General features: G+C 54.9%; 21 protein-coding genes. 8 read left to right on the forward strand and 13 right to left on the reverse strand.

Going from position 1 to position 21950, the window contains the following annotated elements:
- On the forward strand, positions 1-195 hold the full coding sequence (locus RAC65_RS19220; protein ID WP_375097054.1) for a hypothetical protein: 195 nt from the start codon (positions 1-3) through the stop codon (positions 193-195).
- On the opposite strand, the gene RAC65_RS19225 is transcribed toward RAC65_RS19220, so the two are convergent.
- Positions 188-2563 carry a beta-N-acetylhexosaminidase gene (locus RAC65_RS19225; protein ID WP_375097055.1) on the reverse strand — a complete coding sequence of 792 codons (2376 nt, stop codon included), beginning with the start codon at positions 2561-2563 and terminating at the stop codon, positions 188-190. The genes RAC65_RS19220 and RAC65_RS19225 overlap by 8 nt on opposite strands.
- Positions 2564-2810: 247 nt before the next feature.
- Between RAC65_RS19225 and nrdD the strand changes: the two genes are divergently transcribed.
- Entirely contained in the window at positions 2811-4949 is a 2139-nt protein-coding gene (nrdD, locus tag RAC65_RS19230; RefSeq protein WP_054634593.1) for an anaerobic ribonucleoside-triphosphate reductase, read from the forward strand.
- Positions 4946-5413 carry an anaerobic ribonucleoside-triphosphate reductase-activating protein gene (gene nrdG / locus RAC65_RS19235; RefSeq protein ID WP_033739209.1) on the forward strand — a complete coding sequence of 156 codons (468 nt, stop codon included), beginning with the start codon at positions 4946-4948 and terminating at the stop codon, positions 5411-5413. Before nrdD ends, nrdG begins: the two co-directional genes overlap by 4 nt.
- Here the strand turns inward: nrdG and RAC65_RS19240 are convergent.
- A complete protein-coding gene (locus tag RAC65_RS19240) occupies positions 5405-6037 on the reverse strand; it encodes an NAD-dependent epimerase/dehydratase family protein (RefSeq protein WP_110267944.1) in 633 nt (210 codons plus the stop codon). The genes nrdG and RAC65_RS19240 overlap by 9 nt on opposite strands.
- Positions 6038-6182: 145 nt before the next feature.
- On the opposite strand from RAC65_RS19240, the gene RAC65_RS19245 reads away from it, so the two are divergent.
- Positions 6183-6704: a type 1 glutamine amidotransferase domain-containing protein gene (locus RAC65_RS19245; RefSeq protein ID WP_006121777.1), complete on the forward strand. Its 522-nt coding sequence runs from the start codon at positions 6183-6185 to the stop codon at positions 6702-6704.
- A gap of 37 nt (positions 6705-6741) precedes the next feature.
- Here RAC65_RS19245 and RAC65_RS19250 read toward each other — a convergent pair whose 3' ends face one another.
- Complete coding sequence (locus tag RAC65_RS19250; protein WP_054688234.1) at positions 6742-7170, reverse strand: YhbP family protein; 429 nt, start codon at positions 7168-7170, stop codon at positions 6742-6744.
- Positions 7171-7252: 82 nt separating this feature from the next.
- Here RAC65_RS19250 and RAC65_RS19255 point away from each other — a divergent pair, with 82 nt between their 5' ends.
- Positions 7253-7540 (forward strand): GIY-YIG nuclease family protein, encoded by a 288-nt coding sequence (locus RAC65_RS19255; protein WP_006121775.1) that lies wholly within the window; start codon positions 7253-7255, stop codon positions 7538-7540.
- Here the strand turns inward: RAC65_RS19255 and RAC65_RS19260 are convergent.
- Complete coding sequence (locus tag RAC65_RS19260) at positions 7524-8030, reverse strand: GNAT family N-acetyltransferase (RefSeq protein ID WP_033739203.1); 507 nt, start codon at positions 8028-8030, stop codon at positions 7524-7526. The genes RAC65_RS19255 and RAC65_RS19260 overlap by 17 nt on opposite strands.
- Positions 8024-8548, reverse strand: a complete 525-nt coding sequence (locus tag RAC65_RS19265) for an SCP2 domain-containing protein (RefSeq protein ID WP_375097056.1) — start codon at positions 8546-8548, stop codon at positions 8024-8026. The genes RAC65_RS19260 and RAC65_RS19265 overlap by 7 nt, the downstream gene beginning before the upstream one ends.
- A gap of 206 nt (positions 8549-8754) precedes the next feature.
- On the opposite strand from RAC65_RS19265, the gene RAC65_RS19270 reads away from it, so the two are divergent.
- From RAC65_RS19270 to RAC65_RS19280, 3 genes are all read left to right on the forward strand, one after another.
- On the forward strand, positions 8755-9750 hold the full coding sequence (locus tag RAC65_RS19270) for a peptidase U32 family protein (protein WP_039338888.1): 996 nt from the start codon (positions 8755-8757) through the stop codon (positions 9748-9750).
- Between the two features lie 9 nt (positions 9751-9759).
- Complete coding sequence (locus RAC65_RS19275; RefSeq protein ID WP_375097057.1) at positions 9760-10644, forward strand: U32 family peptidase; 885 nt, start codon at positions 9760-9762, stop codon at positions 10642-10644.
- 112 nt (positions 10645-10756) lie between these two features.
- Positions 10757-11767: a luciferase-like monooxygenase gene (locus RAC65_RS19280; RefSeq protein WP_006121770.1), complete on the forward strand. Its 1011-nt coding sequence runs from the start codon at positions 10757-10759 to the stop codon at positions 11765-11767.
- A gap of 181 nt (positions 11768-11948) precedes the next feature.
- Here RAC65_RS19280 and RAC65_RS19285 read toward each other — a convergent pair whose 3' ends face one another.
- From RAC65_RS19285 to infB, 8 genes are all read right to left on the reverse strand, one after another.
- Positions 11949-13817 (reverse strand): DEAD/DEAH family ATP-dependent RNA helicase, encoded by a 1869-nt coding sequence (locus RAC65_RS19285; RefSeq protein ID WP_263757030.1) that lies wholly within the window; start codon positions 13815-13817, stop codon positions 11949-11951.
- On the reverse strand, positions 13810-13890 hold the full coding sequence (gene yrbN / locus RAC65_RS19290) for a protein YrbN (RefSeq protein ID WP_100208641.1): 81 nt from the start codon (positions 13888-13890) through the stop codon (positions 13810-13812). Before yrbN ends, RAC65_RS19285 begins: the two co-directional genes overlap by 8 nt.
- A 103-nt stretch (positions 13891-13993) precedes the next feature.
- On the reverse strand, positions 13994-14878 hold the full coding sequence (gene nlpI, locus RAC65_RS19295) for a lipoprotein NlpI (protein WP_033739194.1): 885 nt from the start codon (positions 14876-14878) through the stop codon (positions 13994-13996).
- Positions 14879-15007: 129 nt separating this feature from the next.
- Positions 15008-17137, reverse strand: coding sequence for a polyribonucleotide nucleotidyltransferase (gene pnp / locus RAC65_RS19300; RefSeq protein WP_006121767.1), 2130 nt, complete (start codon positions 17135-17137; stop codon positions 15008-15010).
- 305 nt (positions 17138-17442) lie between these two features.
- Positions 17443-17712, reverse strand: coding sequence for a 30S ribosomal protein S15 (rpsO, locus tag RAC65_RS19305; RefSeq protein ID WP_006121766.1), 270 nt, complete (start codon positions 17710-17712; stop codon positions 17443-17445).
- A 123-nt stretch (positions 17713-17835) separates the two neighbouring features.
- Positions 17836-18780, reverse strand: coding sequence for a tRNA pseudouridine(55) synthase TruB (gene truB, locus RAC65_RS19310; RefSeq protein ID WP_006121765.1), 945 nt, complete (start codon positions 18778-18780; stop codon positions 17836-17838).
- Positions 18780-19187, reverse strand: coding sequence for a 30S ribosome-binding factor RbfA (gene rbfA / locus RAC65_RS19315; protein ID WP_006121764.1), 408 nt, complete (start codon positions 19185-19187; stop codon positions 18780-18782). The genes truB and rbfA overlap by 1 nt, the downstream gene beginning before the upstream one ends.
- Before the next feature lie 65 nt (positions 19188-19252).
- Positions 19253-21937 (reverse strand): translation initiation factor IF-2, encoded by a 2685-nt coding sequence (gene infB, locus RAC65_RS19320; RefSeq protein WP_028723648.1) that lies wholly within the window; start codon positions 21935-21937, stop codon positions 19253-19255.
- Between the last annotated feature and the right edge of the window lie 13 nt (positions 21938-21950).

The raw sequence follows: 21950 nt of genomic DNA on the forward strand, positions 1-21950 counted from the left end.
ATGTTGATGGTGCAGGATGATACCCACCATTTTTTGCATCTTTTCTCTCTCTGCCTGTTCTGCGAAATAAGCCGGGCCTTCGCGCTGCAGGAAGGCGGCAAGATGAGTCATCCCCGGGAACTTACTGTTGTCAGTGACCGTGATGGCGAACCGCTGACAACGCGCCTGCTGTGCGCAGGTCGCCAGCTTATTTGAAAGCATGGAGGAGGCGTTCAAGCGGCCGTACGAGTGCAATGACCGTCTCATCCTGCACCTGTGCCGCTGCATCCAGCTTCGCCTGCATCTGCGCCACCTCGCCCGCCCCAAAGGCCTGGTTACGTACATAGGCATCCACCATCGCCATGCCCATCACGCTCAGTGCATCAACCTGCCTGGCGCTGCCCGCCAGCGCATGGAGCGGCTGGGTGGCATTCAGTAGCGGCTGAACCTGCGAATAATTTTCGTGCCAGCGTTGTAACTGTGCACGAATCGCCGTCGCGGCGGCAGGATCGGTCCGGTCTTCAATCAGCAGGGCAACCTGCTTATCCAGCGCCCGGACGGTATCACTTTCAGCCGGTAAGACGTCCGCCAGGCGATTCAGCGGTTCAAAGTAGTTGTAATGCCCGGCCTGAAACTTGAGATGCTGACGCGTATAGTACTGTGCCGGTTCCAGCGCCTGGGCCAGCACGCGCAGCGGCTCGATATGGGTACTGTTGGCCAGCCGCATCATCTGTCGTTCCGTCTGATCGTGCTGTTGCAGGCCGACGGAGATCGTTGTCCAGCGATCCATCGCCGCCAGCCGTTGATACATGCTGTCAGGGTCGGTGACGTTCTGCGCTGACCATAACCGTTCGGCCACCACAAAAGCGCGCGGCCAGAGTTTGGTATCAATGATCGTGCTGTTGACGTTTTCAGCCCACAGCGCGGCCTCGCCGCCCAGCAGGTTTTGCTGCTTCTGCCGCGCATCGGGCAGCACCGGCTGAATACCGGCTGGCACGGCATCAAGGCGTCGGCCTTCGGTGGCATAGCGTACGTTCCCCACCCGCATATACCCGCTGAGCTGGTTACCCGTCAGCGTCACCACGGGCTGGAACGGTCCCATCCACGTATCGACCTCGAACGTCAGACGATCGGGTGCCAGCCACGCAATCCCTTTCACCAGACGGCGCGACTTACCCGCGAAATCAATAAACCCGCGCCAGCCGTCACGACCTTTAATCAGCGTAAAGCTGCCCGTCACCGGACTGCCTTTTAACCGCGGCATAGAGAACGACCAGCTCTGCGCCTTGTCACCCGGCTGAATGACATCTTTGCCCTCAAGCCCCTGGGGATAGATTTCATTGCGATAGTGATAGCTGGCCGGTTGAGGCTGGTCCAGATAGAACCCGGTGGAGAGAATGCCGCGATAGCCATTTTTGGTGACGGTACCCAGCGCATCCTGGCCCTGCCAGGACTGGATCAGAATGCTGTGGGGCAGATCCGGATGGGCGATCTCATCCCAGCCCACCATGTGTCGTTGATGTTTTTCCAGAATTTTTTCAAGGCGCTGATTAAAGTACGCCTGAAGCGCGTGACTGTCGGCAAGACCACGATCGTGCATAAATTGCTGAATGCGGGATGATGCCTGCCACTGGCTGGGATCGACCTCATCGCCGCCAATATGCACATACGGATCGGGAAAAATGGCGGCGACCTCCCCGATTAGCGCATCAATGACCTGGTAAACCTGCTCATTACTGGGATCCAGTAGCGGCTTAAAGACGCCCCAGCCGCGCTCCATCCGATAAGGACCGGGGGCGCTGATCAGTTCCGGCATCGCCACTGCCAGCGCAGAGGCATGTCCGGGAAAATCGAGTTCCGGCACTACGCGCACGCCACGTTCCGCCGCGTACTGCACCACGTCGCGCATCTCTTCCTGGGTATAGAAAAGGCCGTCGCTGGCGTTTTGTTGTAGCTGAGGATAGCGGCTGGAGGCGAAACGCCAGCCCTGATCGTCCGTCAGATGCCAGTGCAGCACGTTCATCCGTGCCGCCGCAATGCCATCAATCTGCCGCTTAATCGTTCTGACCGGCATGAAATGGCGGGCACTGTCGATCAGGATGCCGCGCCACGCAAAGCGCGGTTTATCCTGGATCGTCACCCAGGGAATGCGGGTGCCTTCGGGCGTGTTTTCAATTAGTTGCAGCAGTGTTTCCATGCCGCGCATCGCGCCAAAACGGGTAGTAGCCCGTAGCAGAACACCATCACTGTTGACGTTAAGCTGGTAGCTTTCATCGCTGTCTGGCTGTGGAATGGGATCGGTGACCGTTGCAATCTGCACGCGAATCGTAGGCGGAGTCACAGTCTGATCGATGGGCAGTAAAGGCCAGCCGGTTTGTCGGGCAATGCGTGACAACCAGCGCGTTTCGGCACCGGGTAACCTGTCCCCCTCGATGCGCAAGGTGAGCTGTGGCGTCAACGTCAGCCAGCCTGCGTTGGCAGGTTGCTCTACCTGCTGTGGCCATGGCATTAACGGCAACGTGTCCGCTGCGGCAGAAAAGGACAAAGCACAACAACAGATAAGCACATTTCGGCGTAGCGACATTGGCACGGTACCCTGCAAGTCGATGGCAAAAAAGGTCGGTCACCAGAGTAATGTCATTTTGCGTGGCTAATCAAATCAGTCCGTCCGAAAAGGCGACCCCGGGGCGATTTTTTTGTCGTGCTGATTTTCTGCGCGTGTTTACGGCTTCTTTGTTTCAGGTCAAAACGAGACGAATTAATTCGCTGCAGTCACTACATGTTGAGCCTAAAATCCGAAACAACACCTATATGTAGTTAACGGAGAGAGCATGGCAACGGTGGTGATAAAGCGCGACGGATGCCGCGTAAGCTTTGATGCACAACGTATCGCAGCGGCCGTTATGGCGGCTGCGCGGGCAGCGAACGTCGACGATGCCGCATGGTGCGACGCGGTAGCCGGACAGGTTAGCGCACAACTGGTGGATCGTCAGGACGTCGACATTCAGGATATTCAGTGTGCGGTGGAAGAGACGCTGATGGCCGGACCTTATCCACAACTGGCACGGGCTTATATTGCCTATCGTCACGATCGTGACGTCGAGCGCGAACGCCGCAGCCAGCTGCATCATGCCATCCGTGGCCTGGTCGATCAGACCAATGCCGCCCTGCTTCATGAAAATGCCAATAAAGACAGCAAAGTGATCCCGACCCAACGCGATTTGCTGGCCGGGATTGTGGCGAAACATTACGCCCAGCAGCAAATCCTGCCTCGTGATGTGGTTCAGGCGCATGAGCGCGGCGAGATCCATTATCACGATCTTGATTACTCGCCTTTCTTCCCCATGTTTAACTGCATGCTGATCGATCTGAAAGGCATGCTGACCAACGGTTTTAAAATGGGTAACGCGGAGATCGAGCCGCCCAGGTCGATTGCTACCGCCACTGCAGTGACCGCACAAATCATTGCCCAGGTTGCCAGCCATATCTATGGCGGAACCACGCTGAATCGAATTGACGAGGTGCTGGCACCCTATGTTGAAAAAAGTTTTGCCCGGCATAAAGAGGTAGCGCAGCACTGGGATATCCCGCAGGCGGAAGCCTATGCCCGCCAGCGTACCGAAAAAGAGTGTTATGACGCCTTTCAGTCGCTGGAATATGAGGTGAACACGCTGCATACGGCAAATGGTCAGACACCGTTTGTCACGTTTGGGTTCGGGTTGGGGACAAGCTGGGCCGCCCGTCTGGTGCAGACATCCATCTTGCGTAACCGCCTGGCAGGACTGGGTAAAAATCGCAAAACGGCCGTCTTCCCGAAGCTGGTGTTTGCGATTCGGGAAGGCGTTAACCGTCGTCCGGGCGATGTGAACTATGACATTAAGCAACTGGCGCTGGCCTGTGCCAGCAAACGAATGTATCCCGATATTCTCAACTATGATCAGGTTGTTAAGGTTACCGGCTCCTTTAAAACGCCGATGGGCTGTCGCAGTTTTCTGGGCGTTTACGAAGAAAATGGCGAGCAGATTCATGAAGGGCGCAACAATATCGGCGTCATCAGTCTGAATCTGCCACGTATCGCGCTGGAAGCACGGGGTGATGAGGCGCGTTTCTGGGCGTTACTGGATGACAGGCTGATGCTGGCGAAACGGGCATTGATGACGCGTGTTGCCCGGCTGGAAAAAACCAAAGCCCGGGTTGCGCCCATTCTTTATATGGAAGGTGCCTGCGGCGTGCGTTTGCAGGCAGACGATGAGGTGGGTTCGATTTTCCGCAATGGCCGCGCCTCCTTGTCTCTCGGTTTCATCGGCTTGCACGAAACACTGAATGCGCTGAGCGGCGCCTCAGTCCATCCTTTTGATGATGCAGCCCTGCGCGCCAAAGGCGTGGCCATCGTGGCACGTCTGCGCGCGGCGACCGACGCCTGGAAAGCGGAAACAGGCTATGGCTTTAGCCTCTACAGTACACCCAGCGAAAACTTATGTGACCGTTTCTGCCGTCTGGATGCGGCTGAATTTGGTGTGGTAAAAGGCGTGACCGACAAAGGTTATTACACCAACAGCTTCCATCTGGACGTTGAGAAGAAGGTGAATCCTTACGAAAAAATCGATTTTGAAGCTCCCTATCCGCCACTCTCCAATGGCGGTTTTATCTGCTACGGCGAATATCCCAATGTGCAGCACAACCTTAAGGCGCTGGAAGACGTCTGGGATTACAGCTACGACCGCGTGCCTTACTACGGCACCAACACGCCAATTGACGAATGTTACGACTGTGGCTTCAACGGGGAATTCACCTGTACCAGCCGCGGATTTACCTGCCCGAACTGCGGCAATCACGATCCTGCACGGGTTTCAGTCACACGGCGGGTTTGTGGCTATCTGGGCAGTCCGGACGCGCGCCCGTTTAATGCGGGAAAACAACAGGAAGTGCAGCGTCGGGTGAAACATCTTACTAGCGGCCAGCTGGAATGATGCGCATCCATCGTTACTACGATGTCGATATCGTGAACGGCCCCGGCACCCGCTGTACGCTGTTTGTCTCTGGCTGCGAGCACCAGTGCCGCGGCTGTTACAATCAACGTACCTGGCGGCTGGATTCCGGGGTGCCGTTTACCCTGGCGATGGAAGAACAACTGCTGGCCGATCTGAACGACACGCGCATCCCACGACAGGGCTTATCGTTAAGCGGCGGCGATCCCCTGCATCCACAGAATGTGCCGCATATTCGTCGTCTGGTGAAACGCGTCAAACAGACCTGCCCGGGCAAAGATATCTGGCTATGGACCGGCTATGAAATGGCGTCACTGACGTCCGCGCAGCGTGAAGTGCTGCCCTGGATTGACGTTCTGATCGACGGGCGCTTTGAAGAGGCCGAAAAAGACGCCACCCTCTTATGGCGCGGCAGTCGTAATCAGCACATCTGGTATTTACGCTGAAGAGCGGGGAATCGCCCCGGATTCAATGAGGGTGACGCCGGCTTTATCCATGAAGGCCTGCTGATGCAGACAGCGGGCCACATCCTGTGCTGACACTGCACGCCAGTTGCCGGGCAACCAGGAAAACAACGGTGCCATCAGGCTTTCTCCGCGGCGTTTCTCTTTTCTTTCACCGAGCAATAAAGATGGCCGGACGAAAACCAGGCGTGCCCAGTTCTGGTGGCGCAGCGTATTCTCCATCTCACCTTTTACGCGGCTGTATAAAAAGGGCGAATGGCGATGCGCGCCGTGCGCACTCACCACCAGCATCTGCGTGGCGCCCAGTCGTAAGCCATTCAAGGCGGTGTCCACCACCAGCGTGTAATCCACATGAATAAAGGCCGCTTTACTGCCTGCCTGTTTGCGCGTGGTGCCCAGACAGCAAAATACCGTGGTCAGTGGCCCATCCAGGGGCTGAAGCACATCGGTCAGATCGTCCTCAACCGGATTGATCACCTTGTTCATAACAGGCAACGCGCGGCGCGTCGGAGCGATAATCTCATCGATGCGAGGATCATCAACCAGTAAACGCAGCAGATATGACCCGACTAATCCGGTTGCGCCGGTCACTAATACGCGATTCATCTCAGAATTGTCCCTGTTTCATCACCAGCCGTGCAAAATCTGGTCAATGTGCGCCGTCTGGCTTGCTTTCCTGATGTCGGCAGCCAGGCTTAATGCGTATCAGGATAGCGCATTAAGCGCCTAACATGCCTACAGGAGGGTAAAGATGAGCACCAAAATTGCGGTATTGATCACCGATGAATTTGAAGACTCTGAGTTTACCTCGCCAGCGGAAGTGTATAAACGTGCTGGCTACGAGGTGGTGACCATTGAGGAGCAGGCGGGTAAAACCGTTAAAGGCAAACAGGGTGATGCGGAAGTGAAGATTGACCGCAGCATCGACGATGTCAGTGCGGCTGAGTTTGACGCGCTACTGCTGCCTGGCGGCCATTCACCTGACGCCCTGCGCGGCGACGACCGCTTCGTCGCTTTCACCAAAGACTTCGTGGCAAGCGGCAAACCGGTGTTTGCGATCTGCCACGGGCCACAGTTGCTGATCAGTGCCAATGGTGTCCGCGGCCGAAAAATGACCAGCGTAAAAGCCATTGCGGTCGACCTGATTAATGCCGGGGCTGATTTCCGCGATGAAGAAGTGGTGGTGGACAGTGACAAGCTGGTAACCAGCCGCACCCCGGCTGACCTGCCTGCTTTTAACCGTGAGTCCCTGCGCATTCTGGAAGCGCTGTAACGCGTTGGCGCCCTTTTCCGTCAGGGATCAGGGCGCACTACTCTTCCCGCAGCCAGGCAATCTTTTTGCCAAATCCCAGCGCGTTATCGGTCATTTTCAGCTCATCGAGCGTGATTTCCCACAGCGGTGCAGACACGCTGCGTGACATCGGGAAACGGCGCTGATAGGCATGGCGTGCTTCAACCGCCTCCTCCTCACACAGTTGCCTGATGCGTCCACGATACTGCACCCCTTTTATCAGTAAGACCGTTTTCGGCTGTCCATTGATCGTTCCGGCCACGTGAGGATTTTTGCTGGCCAGAAGGCCATGGCGTGTATCCGGTTCCGTCATCAGCCAGAATGCCATACGTGCCTCATCAAACACGTAGTAACAGTTTGCACACCACAGTTCATTTCCGGCACTGCAGCACAGTGACAGGACATGTTGCTTCTTAAGGTAGCGAATAAGATGGGAAAGATCAGACACAATCAACTCCGGATAAGGGCAACGGATAGCGCACGATGGGGAAGCGCGTTACACTGCCGGGCAGGCATTTCTGGGACAGATTATGAGTCAGCACTGGCAACTTTACCTGATAAAAACGGCCGCCGGTCTGTTATATACCGGCATCACGACCGACGTCACGCGCCGCCTTGCGCAACATGAGTGTGGTCGTGGAGCCCGGGCCCTGCGCGGAAAAGGCCCACTGGCGCTGGTTTATGCCTGCGCGGCAGGTGACCGCGCGCAGGCATCCAGGCTGGAATATCAGGTCAAACAACTTCCCCGGCAACGCAAACTGCAACTGGTTGCCGAGCAACCGCAGAGTCTCGAAACCTGGCTTAGCGCAGTGCGTTAAAGGGAGCTGCATACTCAATGCGCCCTTCCGCGTCGTCAAAGGCATTATCGGCCAGACGGTAAACCTGGAAAGCGGCTTCACTGTCCGGCCAGCGACAGTGCAATCCCCGGCGCGCCGCAGGTTCAAATCCCAGCGGATGAAACAGCGCAGGCTCGCCAAGTACGACTACCGCGCTGTAACCAAACTCATTGAGCGTATCCAGACCTTCGTAAATGAGGCGTTTCGCAATGCCCTGCCCCCGTAAAGGTTCATCAACGGCCAGCGGCGCAAGGCCGACCCAGCCGCGATCCTCGCCCTGCATCGTGACCGGACTAAAGGCAGCATAACCCAGCACTTGTCCTTCATCATCGGTTGCCACGACGCCAAGCGTTAACAGGCCATCTTCGCGCAGTGCCTGTGTCAGTTCCGCCTCGGCCGATGTAGGGAAACAACGTCGCAGCAGTGCATCAATTCCGGCGGCGTCAACGCCAATTTCCGTTCGTATTAACATGAAACACCTGCGCGTGCCTGTGCGGCGTTCGCGTCCTGTTGCATCGTTGTTTCCACAATCGCAGCCATGTGCTGAATGGCGGTACGTAACCCTACGGGCATGGTGTCGAGTTCTATTGCATCCATTACGTTCTTAACCTCCAGTCCCAGTTCAGTATCCCCTTCAATCAGCAATCGACGCTGAAAGAAAAGCATATCAGGATCCGCTTTACGCGCGGCTACCAGCAACAAATCATTGGCATTGCCCCGGAACCAGACATCTGCTTCGGCATGCTGCAACACCTTCAGTTGGCCATCCTCTAGCGTGGTCATCCAGGTGAGATGCATATCAAGGATCTCAATGCCTAAAAAGCGTCCCTGAAGGAAGTCTAACTCACCTTCAGCCAAAACATGACGAAATTGCCAGTTTAAGAGTTGCTGCAAGAGGGGCTTCTTCAAGGTAAACGGGGCAATCTTCGCCGGTAAACCAATAATTTTAGGGCCATTTTTCACTAAACTGGCTGAAAACCGCTGAAGCACGCTCGTCACTCCTGTTAAAAAAAATTTTAGCTATATTGCCACAGACACCGGTTATCGCTGTCGGTGAGATCAATAAAACCAACAGCTGACCGATTAAAAATACGCCAGCCTCACGCATCAAAATGGCTTTCACTGCCCCAAATCAAGATTTGCGCAACGCGGCATGACTAGACTCGGGCTCCATCTGTATGTCGAGAGGATTGGGTATGGAGTTGCTGTGTCCGGCCGGGAGCCTGCCAGCCCTGCGCGCCGCCGTTGAGAATGGGGCCGATGCGGTCTATGTCGGGCTAAAAGACGATACCAATGCGCGTCATTTTGCCGGGCTAAACTTTACGGATAAGAAATTACGTGAAGCAGCCTGTTATTTACATCAGCATCGTCGCAAACTGCACGTTGCCATTAATACCTTTGCACACCCTGATAGCGTGCATCGCTGGCAGCGGGCCATTGATGTGGCGGCGGACTGTGGAGCGGATGCGCTGATACTGGCCGATATCGCCACGCTGGCCTATGCCCGCGAACGCTATCCACACATAGCGCGACACTTGTCCGTTCAGGCCTCGGCCACCAATCTGGAAGCCATCCGTTTTTATCACCGTCATTTCACTTTGCATCGCGTAGTGCTGCCCCGTGTTTTATCCCTCCATCAGGTAAAACAACTGGCGCGCAGTACGCCAGTCCCGCTGGAAGTATTTGCCTTTGGCAGCCTGTGTATTATGGCCGAAGGTCGCTGCTACCTGTCCTCCTGGCTCACAGGGGAATCGCCAAACAGCAAAGGCGCCTGCTCGCCAGCGAAGTTTGTGCGCTGGCAGCAAACGCCTGCCGGGATGGAGGTGCGCCTGAATGACGTATTGGTTGACCGTTACGGTGCGGATGAAAGCGCGGGTTATCCCACCCTGTGTAAAGGGCGTTACGAGATTGACGAACAGCGCTACCACGTGCTGGAAGAGCCCACCAGCCTGAATACCCTGGAACTGCTGCCTGAGCTGCTGCGGGCGGGCATTGCCTCAGTGAAGATTGAAGGCCGTCAACGCAGCCCCGCCTATATTTCTGAGGTGGCGCGCGTCTGGCGTCAGGCGATCAATCGCTGTCAGGCCGCGCCGGATAGCTTTGATGTCAGCGAGAAATGGATGCAGACATTAGGGGCGCTGTCTGAAGGAACGCAAACCACGTTAGGTGCTTACCATCGTGACTGGCAATAAGGAGACAGCATGAAATATTCCCTTGGCCCGGTGCTGTGGTACTGGCCTGGCGACACACTGCAATACTTTTACCACCTCGCCGCCCAAAGCAGTGCCGACATCATTTACCTGGGCGAAACCGTATGCAGCAAGCGCCGCGCAACCTCGTTTGCCGCCTGGATGGATTTAGCGCGTGAGCTGGCTGCCAGCGGCAAGCAGGTTGTCGTGAGCACGCTGGCGCTGCTGCAATCCCCATCCGAACTGAAAGAGTTACAGCGTTATGTCGAAAATGGCGAGTTTCTTATCGAGGCCAACGACATGGGGGCGGTCAATATGGCGGCGGAGCGCAAGCTGCCCTTTGTCGCCGGTCCTACCCTGAACGTTTATAACGCTGACACCTTACATCTGCTGGTGAAAGAAGGTATGACGCGCTGGTGCCTGCCCGTTGAAATGCCACGAGACTGGTTGTTAACTCTGCTGGCGCAGTGCGAAACGCGCGGTATTCGCGAACAGTTTGAAGTGGAGGTGCTGGGCTATGGGCATTTACCGCTAGCCCTGTCAGCGCGATGCTTTACGGCCCGCTCGGAGAATCGTGCTAAAGATGACTGCGAAACCTGCTGCCGTCATTATCCGAACGGACGCAGGGTGCTTTCGCAGGAGCAACAACAGGTTTTCGTTCTGAACGGTATTCAGACGCTGAGTGGCTACTGTTACAACCTGGGCAATGATCTGGTAAGCATGCACAACTGTGTCGATATCGTGCGACTTTCACCACAAAGCGAGGAAACCTTAAGCCTTGTTGACCGTTTTCGCGACAACGAAGCGGGTCAGGCCCCGTTAGCGATCGAGAAAAACCGGGACTGCAATGGCTACTGGCGTAAACTGCCGGGGATGGTTTTACAGACCACCGACTGAAACGCACATACAGGCAACAGAGAGTGGGCGTAAAGCGTTTTAATATAGCGAATGTTGCGCAATACTTAATAGTGCAGGGTATGAAACCTGCGCTATAACCTCTGGAGTACCCATGTCTGAGAAAAAAAACGTTCGCCTCTCTGTACTCGATCTTGCCCCTGTTCCTCAGGGCGCTACGCCACGTGATGCGTTTCAGAATTCACTTGCGCTGGCACGTCAGGCCGAAGCTCTGGGATTTGAACGTTACTGGTTAGCTGAGCACCATAATATGACCGGCATCGCCAGCGCCGCCACAGCCGTGTTAATCGGCTATCTGGCCGCAAACACCACGACGCTGCGTCTGGGCTCTGGCGGCATTATGTTGCCCAATCACGCGCCGCTGGTGATCGCAGAACAGTTCGGCACCCTGGCATCGCTGTATCCCGATCGCATCGATCTGGGATTAGGCCGTGCGCCAGGATCGGATCAGCGCACGATGCTGGCTTTACGTCGCAACCTGTCAGGCATGCAGGCCGATACGTTTCCGGATGATGTGGCCGAGCTGATTCACTGGTTTGATGCAGAAGCTGGCGCGCAGCCGCCTGTTCAGCCGGTACCTGGTTTAGGGATGAAAATTCCCGTCTGGTTACTGGGTTCCAGCCTGTACAGCGCCCAGCTCTCGGCCAAAATGGGGCTGCCGTTTGCGTTTGCCTCGCATTTCGCACCGGACCAGCTGTTCCAGGCTCTGCATGTTTATCGTGAAAACTTTACACCGTCAGCGCGCCTTGCTGAACCTTATGCTACCGTCTGCATTAACATCGTGGCGGCGGACACGGAAAGCGACGCCCGTTTTCTGTTTACCTCAATGCAGCAGCAGTTTATTAATTTGCGTCGCGGCAAGCCCGGTCCGTTACCTGCCCCGGTGCAGAACATGGACAGTCTCTGGTCGCCGTCAGAACAGTATGGCGTCCAGCAGGCTCTGAGCATGTCGCTGGTCGGGGACGTGGATAAAGTGCGTCACGGTCTGGCCTCGCTGCTGCGTGAAACGCAGGCCGATGAGATCATGGTTAACGGTCAGATTTACGATACCGATGCACGTCTGCACTCCTTTAAGCTGGCGATGGAGGCGGCACGCGGGCTGTAAACGCCTCGTTCTGTTTCGCGCCAGGTAAAAGACAAAGACAAAAAGGGAAGCCTGCTGGCTTCCCTTTACTTATCTTGCTTCCCCGCTGTCTCAGCCGGTCTGCCCTGACATGGATTTACCGCAAGGGCAAAAAAAAGGGAAGCCCGCAGGCTTCCCTTTTTATCATGCGAAATCGTCTCGCTTATGCGTCACGACGACGAGGTGCAGCAGCACCGTCTTCACGACGTGGACCACGACCGCCTTCACGGTTAAAGCTGCGTCCACCTTCACGACCACCTTCACGGCGCTCAGAAGAGAAACGACGGCCCTGACCTTCAGGACGAGGACCACGACGCTCGCCAGAACCTGAACGACGCTCACCACGGCCACCTTCATGCGGCTGTGCATCACCCAGCAGTTGCATATTCATCGGCTTGTTGAGAATACGCGTACGGGTAAAGTGCTGCAGGACATCGCCCGGCATGCCTTTCGGCAGTTCGATCGTCGAGTGCGTACCAAACAGTTTGATGTTACCGATGTAACGGCTGCTGATGTCGCCTTCGTTAGCAATCGCGCCAACGATGTGACGAACTTCAACACCGTCATCACGGCCCACTTCAATGCGATACAGCTGCATGTCGCCAACATCGCGACGCTCACGACGTGGACGATCGCCATCACGGTTGTCACGTGGACCACGGCTGTCGCGACGATCATCACGCTCACGGAATTCGCGGCGCGGAGGACGCGGTGCGTCAGCAGGTACGATCAGCGGACGCTCACCCTGTGCCATTTTCAGCAGGGCGGCAGCCAGCGTTTCGATATCCAGCTCTTCTTCAGGCTGCATTTTGGTTAGCAGTGCACGGTACTGTTCCAGATCGCTGCTTTCCAGTTGCTGCTGAACTTTCGCGGCAAACTTAGCCAGACGACGCTGACCCAGCAGCTCTGCGTTTGGCAGCTCAACTTCCGGAATAGTCAGCTTCATGGTGCGTTCGATGTTGCGCAGCAGACGACGCTCGCGGTTCTCAACGAACAGCAGTGCACGACCCGCACGACCCGCACGACCCGTACGGCCAATGCGGTGAACGTAAGATTCGGCGTCCATCGGGATATCGTAGTTAACAACCAGGCTGATACGCTCAACGTCCAGGCCACGGGCCGCAACGTCAGTCGCGATCAGGATGTCCAGACGACCATCTTTCAAACGCTCCAGCGTCTGCTCACGCAGGGCCTGGTTCATATCACCGTTCAGGGCCGCGCTGTTGTAACCGCTACGCTCCAGCGCTTCAGCGACTTCCAGAGTGGCATTTTTGGTACGAACGAAGATGATCGCCGCATCAAAATCTTCTGCTTCCAGGAAGCGAACCAGTGCATCGGTTTTACGGCCGTAAGCCGTCCAGTAGCTCTGGCTGATGTCAGGACGCGTTGTCAGGCTCGACTGAATACGCACTTCCTGCGGATCTTTCATGAAACGCCTGGTGATGCGACGAATCGCTTCTGGCATGGTGGCAGAGAACAGCGCGGTCTGATGACCTTCCGGGATCTGCGCCATGATGGTTTCAACGTCTTCGATGAAGCCCATACGTAACATTTCATCTGCTTCGTCCAGCACCAGACCACGCAGATTAGACAGATCTAACGTGCCACGCTTCAGGTGATCCAGCAGACGACCTGGGGTTCCCACAACAACCTGGGGTCCCTGGCGCAGAGCACGCAGCTGCACGTCATAACGCTGGCCGCCGTAAAGGGCAACTACGTTCAGACCGCGCATGTGCTTAGAGAATTCGGTCATCGCTTCAGCAACCTGAACCGCCAGTTCGCGGGTCGGAGCCAGCACCAAAATTTGCGGTGCTTTAATAGTCGGATCAATGTTGTTTAACAGCGGCAGAGAGAACGCTGCCGTTTTACCACTCCCGGTCTGCGCCATGCCTAACACGTCACGGCCCGCCAACAGGTGAGGAATACACTCAGCCTGGATTGGGGATGGCTTTACGTAGCCCATACCGTTCAGTGATTCAAGGATGTCGGCGTTCAGGCCAAGGTCTGCAAAAGTGGTTTGAATATCAGTCATGTAGTACACGTGCCTCGTTGATTGCGGCGGCCAGTCTACATAACTCGTCGTGAAAACTTTCAGTCATTTTCATCAAAAAGTGTGAACCGGCTCAAATTAGAAGTTTTGACGAACAGAAAAGCCCTCATCCCTGAAGATGATGACTTGACAGGTTTACAGGCAAAAAAGTTCGTCAGCTATTGCTGGTCAGATTCTGATAAATCGTCTTGTGCCTGGCCGAGTAGCGCCAGTTCCAACAATGCGTATCGGTGTTCAACAAAGTTATTCACGTTGTTGGCGACCGCCAGTTTGAACAACGCTTCTGCGTTGTCCTTCTCCCCCAGACTTAGGTAATACTTACCTAAATAGAAGTTGGTTTCACTGAGATGTTCAGCGAGCGAGGTGTTATCCGTTGCGTCCGCCTTGAGACGTTCCATCAGTGTTGCTTCGCTGATGTCGCCCAGGTAGAACTCGACAATATTCCATCCCCATTGGTCCTTAACCGCTTTGTCGTAACGCTGTTTAAGCGCCACTTTTGCTTTGGCTGCGTCCATCTTGCTTTCAACAAGATAGAGCCACAAGCTACGGAAAGGATCGTTAGGATCGTCTTGATAAAACGCCAGCAGATCATCTTGCGCTAACTTGTATCGACCACCGTAATAGAGGGCGATACCACGATTTAAATGCGCATAGTTGTAAGTTGGATCAAGCTCAAGTACAGAATCAAACGCTTCATAGGCGGCATCATAGTTGCCCGCCTGCGTTAAGTATATACCAAGATAGTTAAACACTTCTGGCATATCAGGTCTTATAGACAGCGCTTGCGAAAAATCGTTCCGCGCTAATGCCCTCAGACCCAAACTATCATACAACACTCCGCGCTCATATAACAGCTGTGCGCGTTCATCATCGGTAAGGGCTCGACTGGCAAGAATTTGTTCCATGCGAGCCAGAATCACTTCCTGCTGCAGTGTGGGCTGTAAAGGTACTGCAAGAACTTCGTTCTTACGCCAATTGGAGTTGCTGCATCCTGCCAGCGTCAAAGCTGTCGCAACAAAACACCAGCGCAAAAAAGGCTTCATTTCCCACTCCCGAATACAAACATTGGGACAACCGTCCTGTCATCCGCCTGCTGTGCACAAGGATTCCTGCCCTCGCGATGACACAAAAGCCTCCCCCTGCCAGGCAAGGAGAGGCAAATCAGGAAAGACTTATTCAGCGTCAGGTGCGCTCTCAGCTGCAACAGCCTCAGGCTTGGTTTCTGTCGCTTCTTTGATGCTCAGACGAACACGGCCCTGGCGATCCACTTCCATCACCTTCACCGGTACTTCCTGACCCATCTGCAGATAATCCGTCACTTTCTCAACGCGCTTATCAGCGATTTGTGAAATGTGCACCAGACCTTCTTTACCGCCGCCGATAGCAACGAAAGCACCGAAATCGACAATGCGCGTGACTTTACCGCTGTAAATGCGGCCCACTTCGATTTCAGCGGTGATCTCTTCGATGCGACGAATCGCTTCTTTCGCTTTCAGGCCATCAGTTGCCGCGATTTTCACCGTACCGTCATCTTCGATTTCGATGGTGGTGCCAGTTTCTTCGGTCAGCGCACGGATAACAGAACCGCCTTTACCGATCACATCTTTGATCTTATCTGAACTGATCTTGATGGTGTAAATGCGCGGTGCGAACTCAGAGATTTCCTGACGCGGCGTGCTGATAGCCTGCTCCATCACGCCCAGAATGTGCAGACGTGCACCTTTGGCCTGATTCAGCGCTACCTGCATGATCTCGCGGGTGATGCCTTCAATTTTGATGTCCATCTGCAGCGCGGTGATACCGTCACGGCTACCCGCCACTTTGAAGTCCATATCACCCAGGTGATCTTCATCACCCAGAATGTCAGACAGAACAACAAATTTGTCGTCTTCTTTTACCAGGCCCATCGCGATACCGGCAACAGACGCTTTAATAGGTACGCCCGCGTCCATCAGCGCCAGAGAAGCACCACAGACGGAAGCCATAGAAGATGAACCGTTTGATTCAGTGATTTCAGACACGACACGAACGGTGTAAGGGAAATCTTCCACTTTTGGCATTACGGCCAACACGCCGCGCTTCGCCAGACGACCGTGACCAATTTCACGACGCTTAGGCGAGCCCACCATACCGGTTTCACCTACTGAGTAGGGAGGGAAGTTGTAGTGGAACAGGAAGCTGTCGGTACGCTCACCCATCAGTTCATCCAGGTTCTGCGCATCGCGGGTGGTACCCAGCGTTGCGGTCACCAGCGCCTGTGTTTCACCACGGGTGAACAGGGCTGAACCATGGGTACGCGGCAGTACGCCGGTCCGCACGTCCAGACCACGAATCATGTCTTTTTCACGGCCATCGATACGCGGCTCGCCGTTCAGAATACGGGTACGAACAACCGTCTTCTCCAGGCTGTGCACGATATCACCGATTTCAGCCGCATCCAGAGATTCGTCTTCCGCCAGCAGCGCCGCGATGGTTTCGTCTTTGATGGCGTCAACCTGGGCATAACGCGCTTGCTTGTCAGTGATACGGTACGCATCGCTGATACGCGCTTCAGCCAGGGCCGCGACACGTGAAATCAGTGCAGTATTGGCCGCTTCTGGCTGCCAGTCCCAACGCGGTTTGCCCGCTTCAGCGACCAGTGCATTAATGTTTTCAATCACCACCTGCTGCTGATCGTGGCCGAACACCACAGCACCCAGCATTTGTTCTTCAGACAGGATTTCTGCTTCAGATTCCACCATCAGAACGGCGTTCTGCGTACCTGCAACCACCAGATCCAGACGTGACGTTTTCAGTTCGTCAGCCGTTGGGTTCAGTACGTACTGGTCATTGATATAACCCACACGCGCCGCACCGATTGGGCCATTGAAAGGCAGACCCGACAGCGCCAGCGCGGCAGAGGCACCGATCATCGCAACGATGTCTGGGTGAACCTGTGGGTTGACCGAAACAACGGTCGCAATCACCTGAACTTCGTTAACGAACCCTTCCGGGAACAGAGGACGCACCGGACGGTCAATCAGACGTGAAATCAGCGTTTCACCTTCGCTTGGACGGCCTTCGCGACGGAAGAAGCTGCCCGGGATACGACCAGCAGCGTAAGTACGCTCCTGATAGTTAACGGTCAGTGGGAAGAAGTCCTGGCCTGGTTTGGTTTTTTTCTGGCCAACAACGGTGACAAAAACAGCGGTGTCATCCATGCTCACCATAACGGCGGCAGTCGCCTGGCGAGCCATCATGCCGGTTTCCAGCGTGACGGTATGTTGACCATATTGGAATTTGCGTACGATCGGATTAAGCAAAATCAAAGTCCTTAACATCGGGGCAGTGCTATCTTGAGCCTGCCATTAATTACCGATCTCCGTTGCATCCTCGCGACTAATGACAACCCTTAACCGCCCCTGCGGTAAAGCCTCTCATTAGCCGCGCGAACCTCTGCAAACAAAGATCACACCCAACAACAATACATGAGTTTGCTCAGGATTGCTGCGCATTGCTCGAAAAAAGGGGCCATAAAGGCCCCCTTTTCATGAAACTCGCACAAATCTGATCGCCAAAGGGGTTTTAGCACACATTTGTGGCATCCCAGACGATCCGATTTTAAGACTTAGCGACGCAGACCGAGGCTTTCGATCAGGCTGCTGTAGCGTGCAACGTCTTTACGCTTCAGGTAGTCCAGCAGCTTACGACGCTGAGATACCATGCGCAGCAGACCGCGGCGGCTGTGGTGGTCTTTTTTGTGCTCAGAGAAGTGGCCCTGCAGATGGCTGATCTGCGCGGTCAACAGTGCAACCTGAACTTCAGTTGAACCGCTGTCGTTAGCACCACGACCATATTTAGCAACGATCTCTGCTTTAGCTTCTACGCTTAGAGACATAATAAACTCCAGTTAAATGAATGTATGGGCGCCGATCTCTAATTCAGCATCCCGCTTTAAAGCCGCACTATTCTACTCTTCGCCAGAAGGCAACGCAAATGCCCTTAATGAAAAGCGCACAACTTAATTCTGATACTCAACCACTAAACGGCGTGGAGCAATCCGGCCATCGTCGGCCACTTCTGCCATACCGATAAACTTGCGTGTTTCACCTTCGGTGACCCGAACCAGCCCCTGGTCAGGTGCCTGACTTGCATGCACCGGCTGGCCCTGTTTAAAGTAGGCCGCCACATCCGCTGACAGGTTGACCGCAGGAAAATCCGCAGCCGGACTGTCCATGGGCAGCAGCAGAGGATCGAGCTGTAACGCCAGATCGTCGCCTGAGGCGTTCGCCTCTGCCTGCAACGCCTGAAGCTGCTCCAGCGTGACCATTCTTTCGAAGGGATAGCGTGCTACCTGCAAACGACGCAGCATGATGACATGCGCACCGCAGCCCAGCTTTTCACCCAAATCGTCAATAATGGTACGGATGTAGGTACCTTTAGAGCAGTGAATTTCCAGCTCAAGCTCACTGCCCTGCCAGCGAATAAACTGCAAGTCATACACGGTGATCGGCCGGGGCTCACGTTCGATAGTGATGCCTTCGCGGGCATATTCATACAGTTTCCGGCCCTGATGTTTCAATGCTGAAAACATCGACGGCACCTGCATAATGTCACCACGAAAACTGTCCAGTGCGGTATCCAGATCGGCCTGGGTAAAGGTCACGGGACGGGTTTGTACCCGGTTCCCGTCCGCATCGGAGGTATCGGTACGTTCACCTAACCGGGCAATCACGCGATAACGCTTATCGGAATCCAGCAGATACTGCGAGAACTTGGTGGCTTCACCCAGACAGATCGGCAACATGCCGGTTGCCAGCGGATCTAGTGCACCGGTGTGTCCTGCACGGTTAGCGTTAAAAATGCGCTTCACCTTCTGCAGAACATCGTTAGACGACATGCCTTGTGGCTTATCCAGCAACAAAACGCCATGGACGTCGCGACCGCGACGACGAGGACGACTCATTACGCCTCCTCGTCATCATCCGTGGTTTCTGGACCACGACGCTCAACGTCTTTTTTCACCACGTTAGTCACGAGGTTGGACATGCGCATCCCTTCAATCAACGAGTTATCGTAGAAGAAGGTCAGTTCAGGCACGATACGCAGGCGCATGGCTTTACCCAGCAGCGTACGGATATAACCCGAGGCTTCTTTCAACGCTTTCAGGCCATTTTTTACGGCTTCTTCATCTTGATCGTTGAGGAATGTCACAAACACTTTGGCGTAAGCGAGGTCACGTGATACCTCAACACCCGAAACGGTCACCATCATGCCAAGGCGTGGATCTTTAATCTCACGCTGCAGAATCATCGCAATCTCTTTTTGCAGCTCCTGTGATACACGCTGCGGACGGCCAAATTCTTTCGCCATTTTTATTTCTCCCAAATAATTCGGGAGGCCAGCGGCCTCCCAAATTGCATCATCAACGCCAGGACTTAAGCGATGGTGCGTTTAACTTCAATCACTTCGAAGACTTCGATCATATCGCCGACACGAACGTCATTATAGTTCTTCACGCCGATACCGCACTCCATGCCGTTACGCACTTCGTTAACGTCATCTTTAAAGCGACGCAGTGATTCAAGCTCACCTTCGTAGATCACCACGTTATCGCGCAGTACGCGGATTGGATTGTGACGCTTGATGTTACCTTCCGTCACCATACAACCTGCGATAGCACCAAATTTCGGTGATTTGAACACGTCACGCACTTCAGCCAGACCGATGATCTGCTGTTTGTACTCTGGTGCCAGCATACCGCTCATTGCGGCTTTCACTTCGTCAATCAGGTTATAGATGACGGAGTAGTAACGCAGATCCAGGCTTTCAGCGTCGATGACGCGACGCGCAGATGCGTCAGCACGGACGTTAAAGCCAAGGATAATCGCGTTAGATGCGGCTGCCAGCGTCGCGTCGGTTTCGGTGATACCACCTACGCCTGAACCCACAATCTTCACCTTCACTTCGTCGGTGGAGAGTTTGAGCAGGGAGTCGGAGATCGCTTCCACAGAGCCCTGAACGTCGGCTTTCAGCACGATGTTCAGTTCAGATACTTCGCCTTCGGTCATGTTAGCAAACATGTTTTCCAGCTTAGATTTCTGCTGACGTGCCAGTTTCACTTCGCGGAATTTGCCCTGACGATACAGTGCCACTTCACGGGCTTTCTTCTCGTCACGCACCACGGTCGCTTCATCACCTGCCGCCGGAACACCGGACAAGCCGAGGATCTCAACCGGGATAGACGGGCCCGCTTCCATGACTTCACGTCCCAGTTCGTCACGCATTGCACGAACACGGCCGTATTCAAAGCCACACAGAACGATATCGCCTTTGTTCAGCGTACCTTCGCGTACCAGAACGGTCGCAACCGGACCACGACCTTTGTCGAGGAACGATTCGATCACAACGCCGCTGGCCATACCGGCACGAATGGCCGTCAGCTCAAGCACTTCTGCCTGCAGCAGAATCGCGTTCAGCAGATCGTCAATACCGGTACCCGCTTTCGCAGAGACGTTGACGAACATGTTTTCGCCGCCCCACTCTTCCGGAATGATGCCGTACTGTGTCAGTTCATTTTTAACACGATCCGGATCGGCTTCTGGCTTATCGCACTTGTTGACAGCTACCACAACCGGCACTTTCGCGGCTTTGGCGTGCTGAATCGCTTCGATGGTTTGTGGCATCACACCATCATCTGCCGCCACCACGAGGATAACGATATCCGTTGCCTGCGCACCACGTGCACGCATCGCGGTAAACGCGGCGTGGCCCGGGGTATCCAGGAAGGTGATCATACCGTTGTCGGTTTCGACGTGGTATGCACCGATGTGCTGTGTAATCCCGCCCGCTTCGCCAGAGGCGATTTTGGTCGAGCGGATGTAATCCAGCAGTGAGGTTTTACCGTGGTCAACGTGGCCCATAATGGTCACAACCGGCGCACGTGCTTCCTGCGCTGCATCGGTATCACGATCGTCCATTACCGCTTCTTCCAGCTCGTTTTCACGACGAAGGGTCACCTTGTGGCCCATTTCTTCGGCAACCAGCTGTGCGGTTTCCTGGTCGATAACCTGGTTGATGGTCGCCATAGCGCCCATTTTCATCATCGCTTTGATGACCAGTGAACCTTTAACGGCCATTTTGTTAGCCAGTTCAGCAACGGTGATGGTTTCGCCAATCACCACATCGCGGTTAACCGCCTGTGCTGGCTTGTTGAAGCCCTGCTGCAGAGCGCTTGGCTTACGATGCTTACCACCTTTACCACCACGAACCTGCGCACGGGCTTCTTCGCGGTCGGTTTTGGCTTCTGAATGCTTGTTGCCTTTTTTCACCGGACGCGCGGCTTTAGCACTGCGCGTGCGGGCACGACCCGCTTCGACCTGACGATCGTTCTCGTCTTCGGCCTGACGGGCATGTGTTGAGGTGGTGACGTGATAGTCGCCCTTATCCTCTTCTTCAGGCTTTTCCCATTCAGCCGCTTTTTCTTCGGCTAAACGGCGGGCTTCTTCCGCGGCGAGGCGGGCAGCCTCTTCCAGCTTACGACGCGCTTCTTCTTCCGCTTTACGCTTCAGTTCAGCGGCTTCAGCTTCACGACGTGCTTTATCGGACTGGGCGGCCTTGGTCACTTCGTCGGTAGGTTGATTAGTCACTTTCTCATTTTCCGCTGCTGCACGCTTAGCCTTTTCAGCGGCTTCGCGCCTGGCTTTCTCTTCGGCTTCACGTTGCGCTTTTTGTTCCGCTTCACGACGCGCCTGTTCAGCGGCCTCGCGTTGCGCCTGCTCTTCCGCTTCACGCTGCGCCTCGGCTTCTGCTTCTGCCTGAGCTTGCTCAGACTCTGCATCACCTTTTACATACGTGCGCTTTTTGCGGACTTCGATTTGCACCGATTTACTTTTACCCCCGGTGCCAGGAATATTCAAGGTACTACGCGTTTTGCGCTGCAGGGTCAGTTTGCCTGAACCGGCCTGACCATGCTTCAGGTGAGACAGTAAGGTTTCTTTCTCATGCTGGGTCACCGCATCATTTTCAGACTTTGGGATCCCCGCATCAGCAAACTGCTGTACCAGGCGATCGACCGAAGTCTGAATTTCTGCTGCCAGCGATTTTACGGTTACATCTGTCATGCTGTTCCTTCCT

Origin of the sequence: Pantoea sp. BS_8, assembly GCF_041954965.1 — a bacterium.
GTDB lineage: Bacteria > Pseudomonadota > Gammaproteobacteria > Enterobacterales > Enterobacteriaceae > Pantoea > Pantoea stewartii.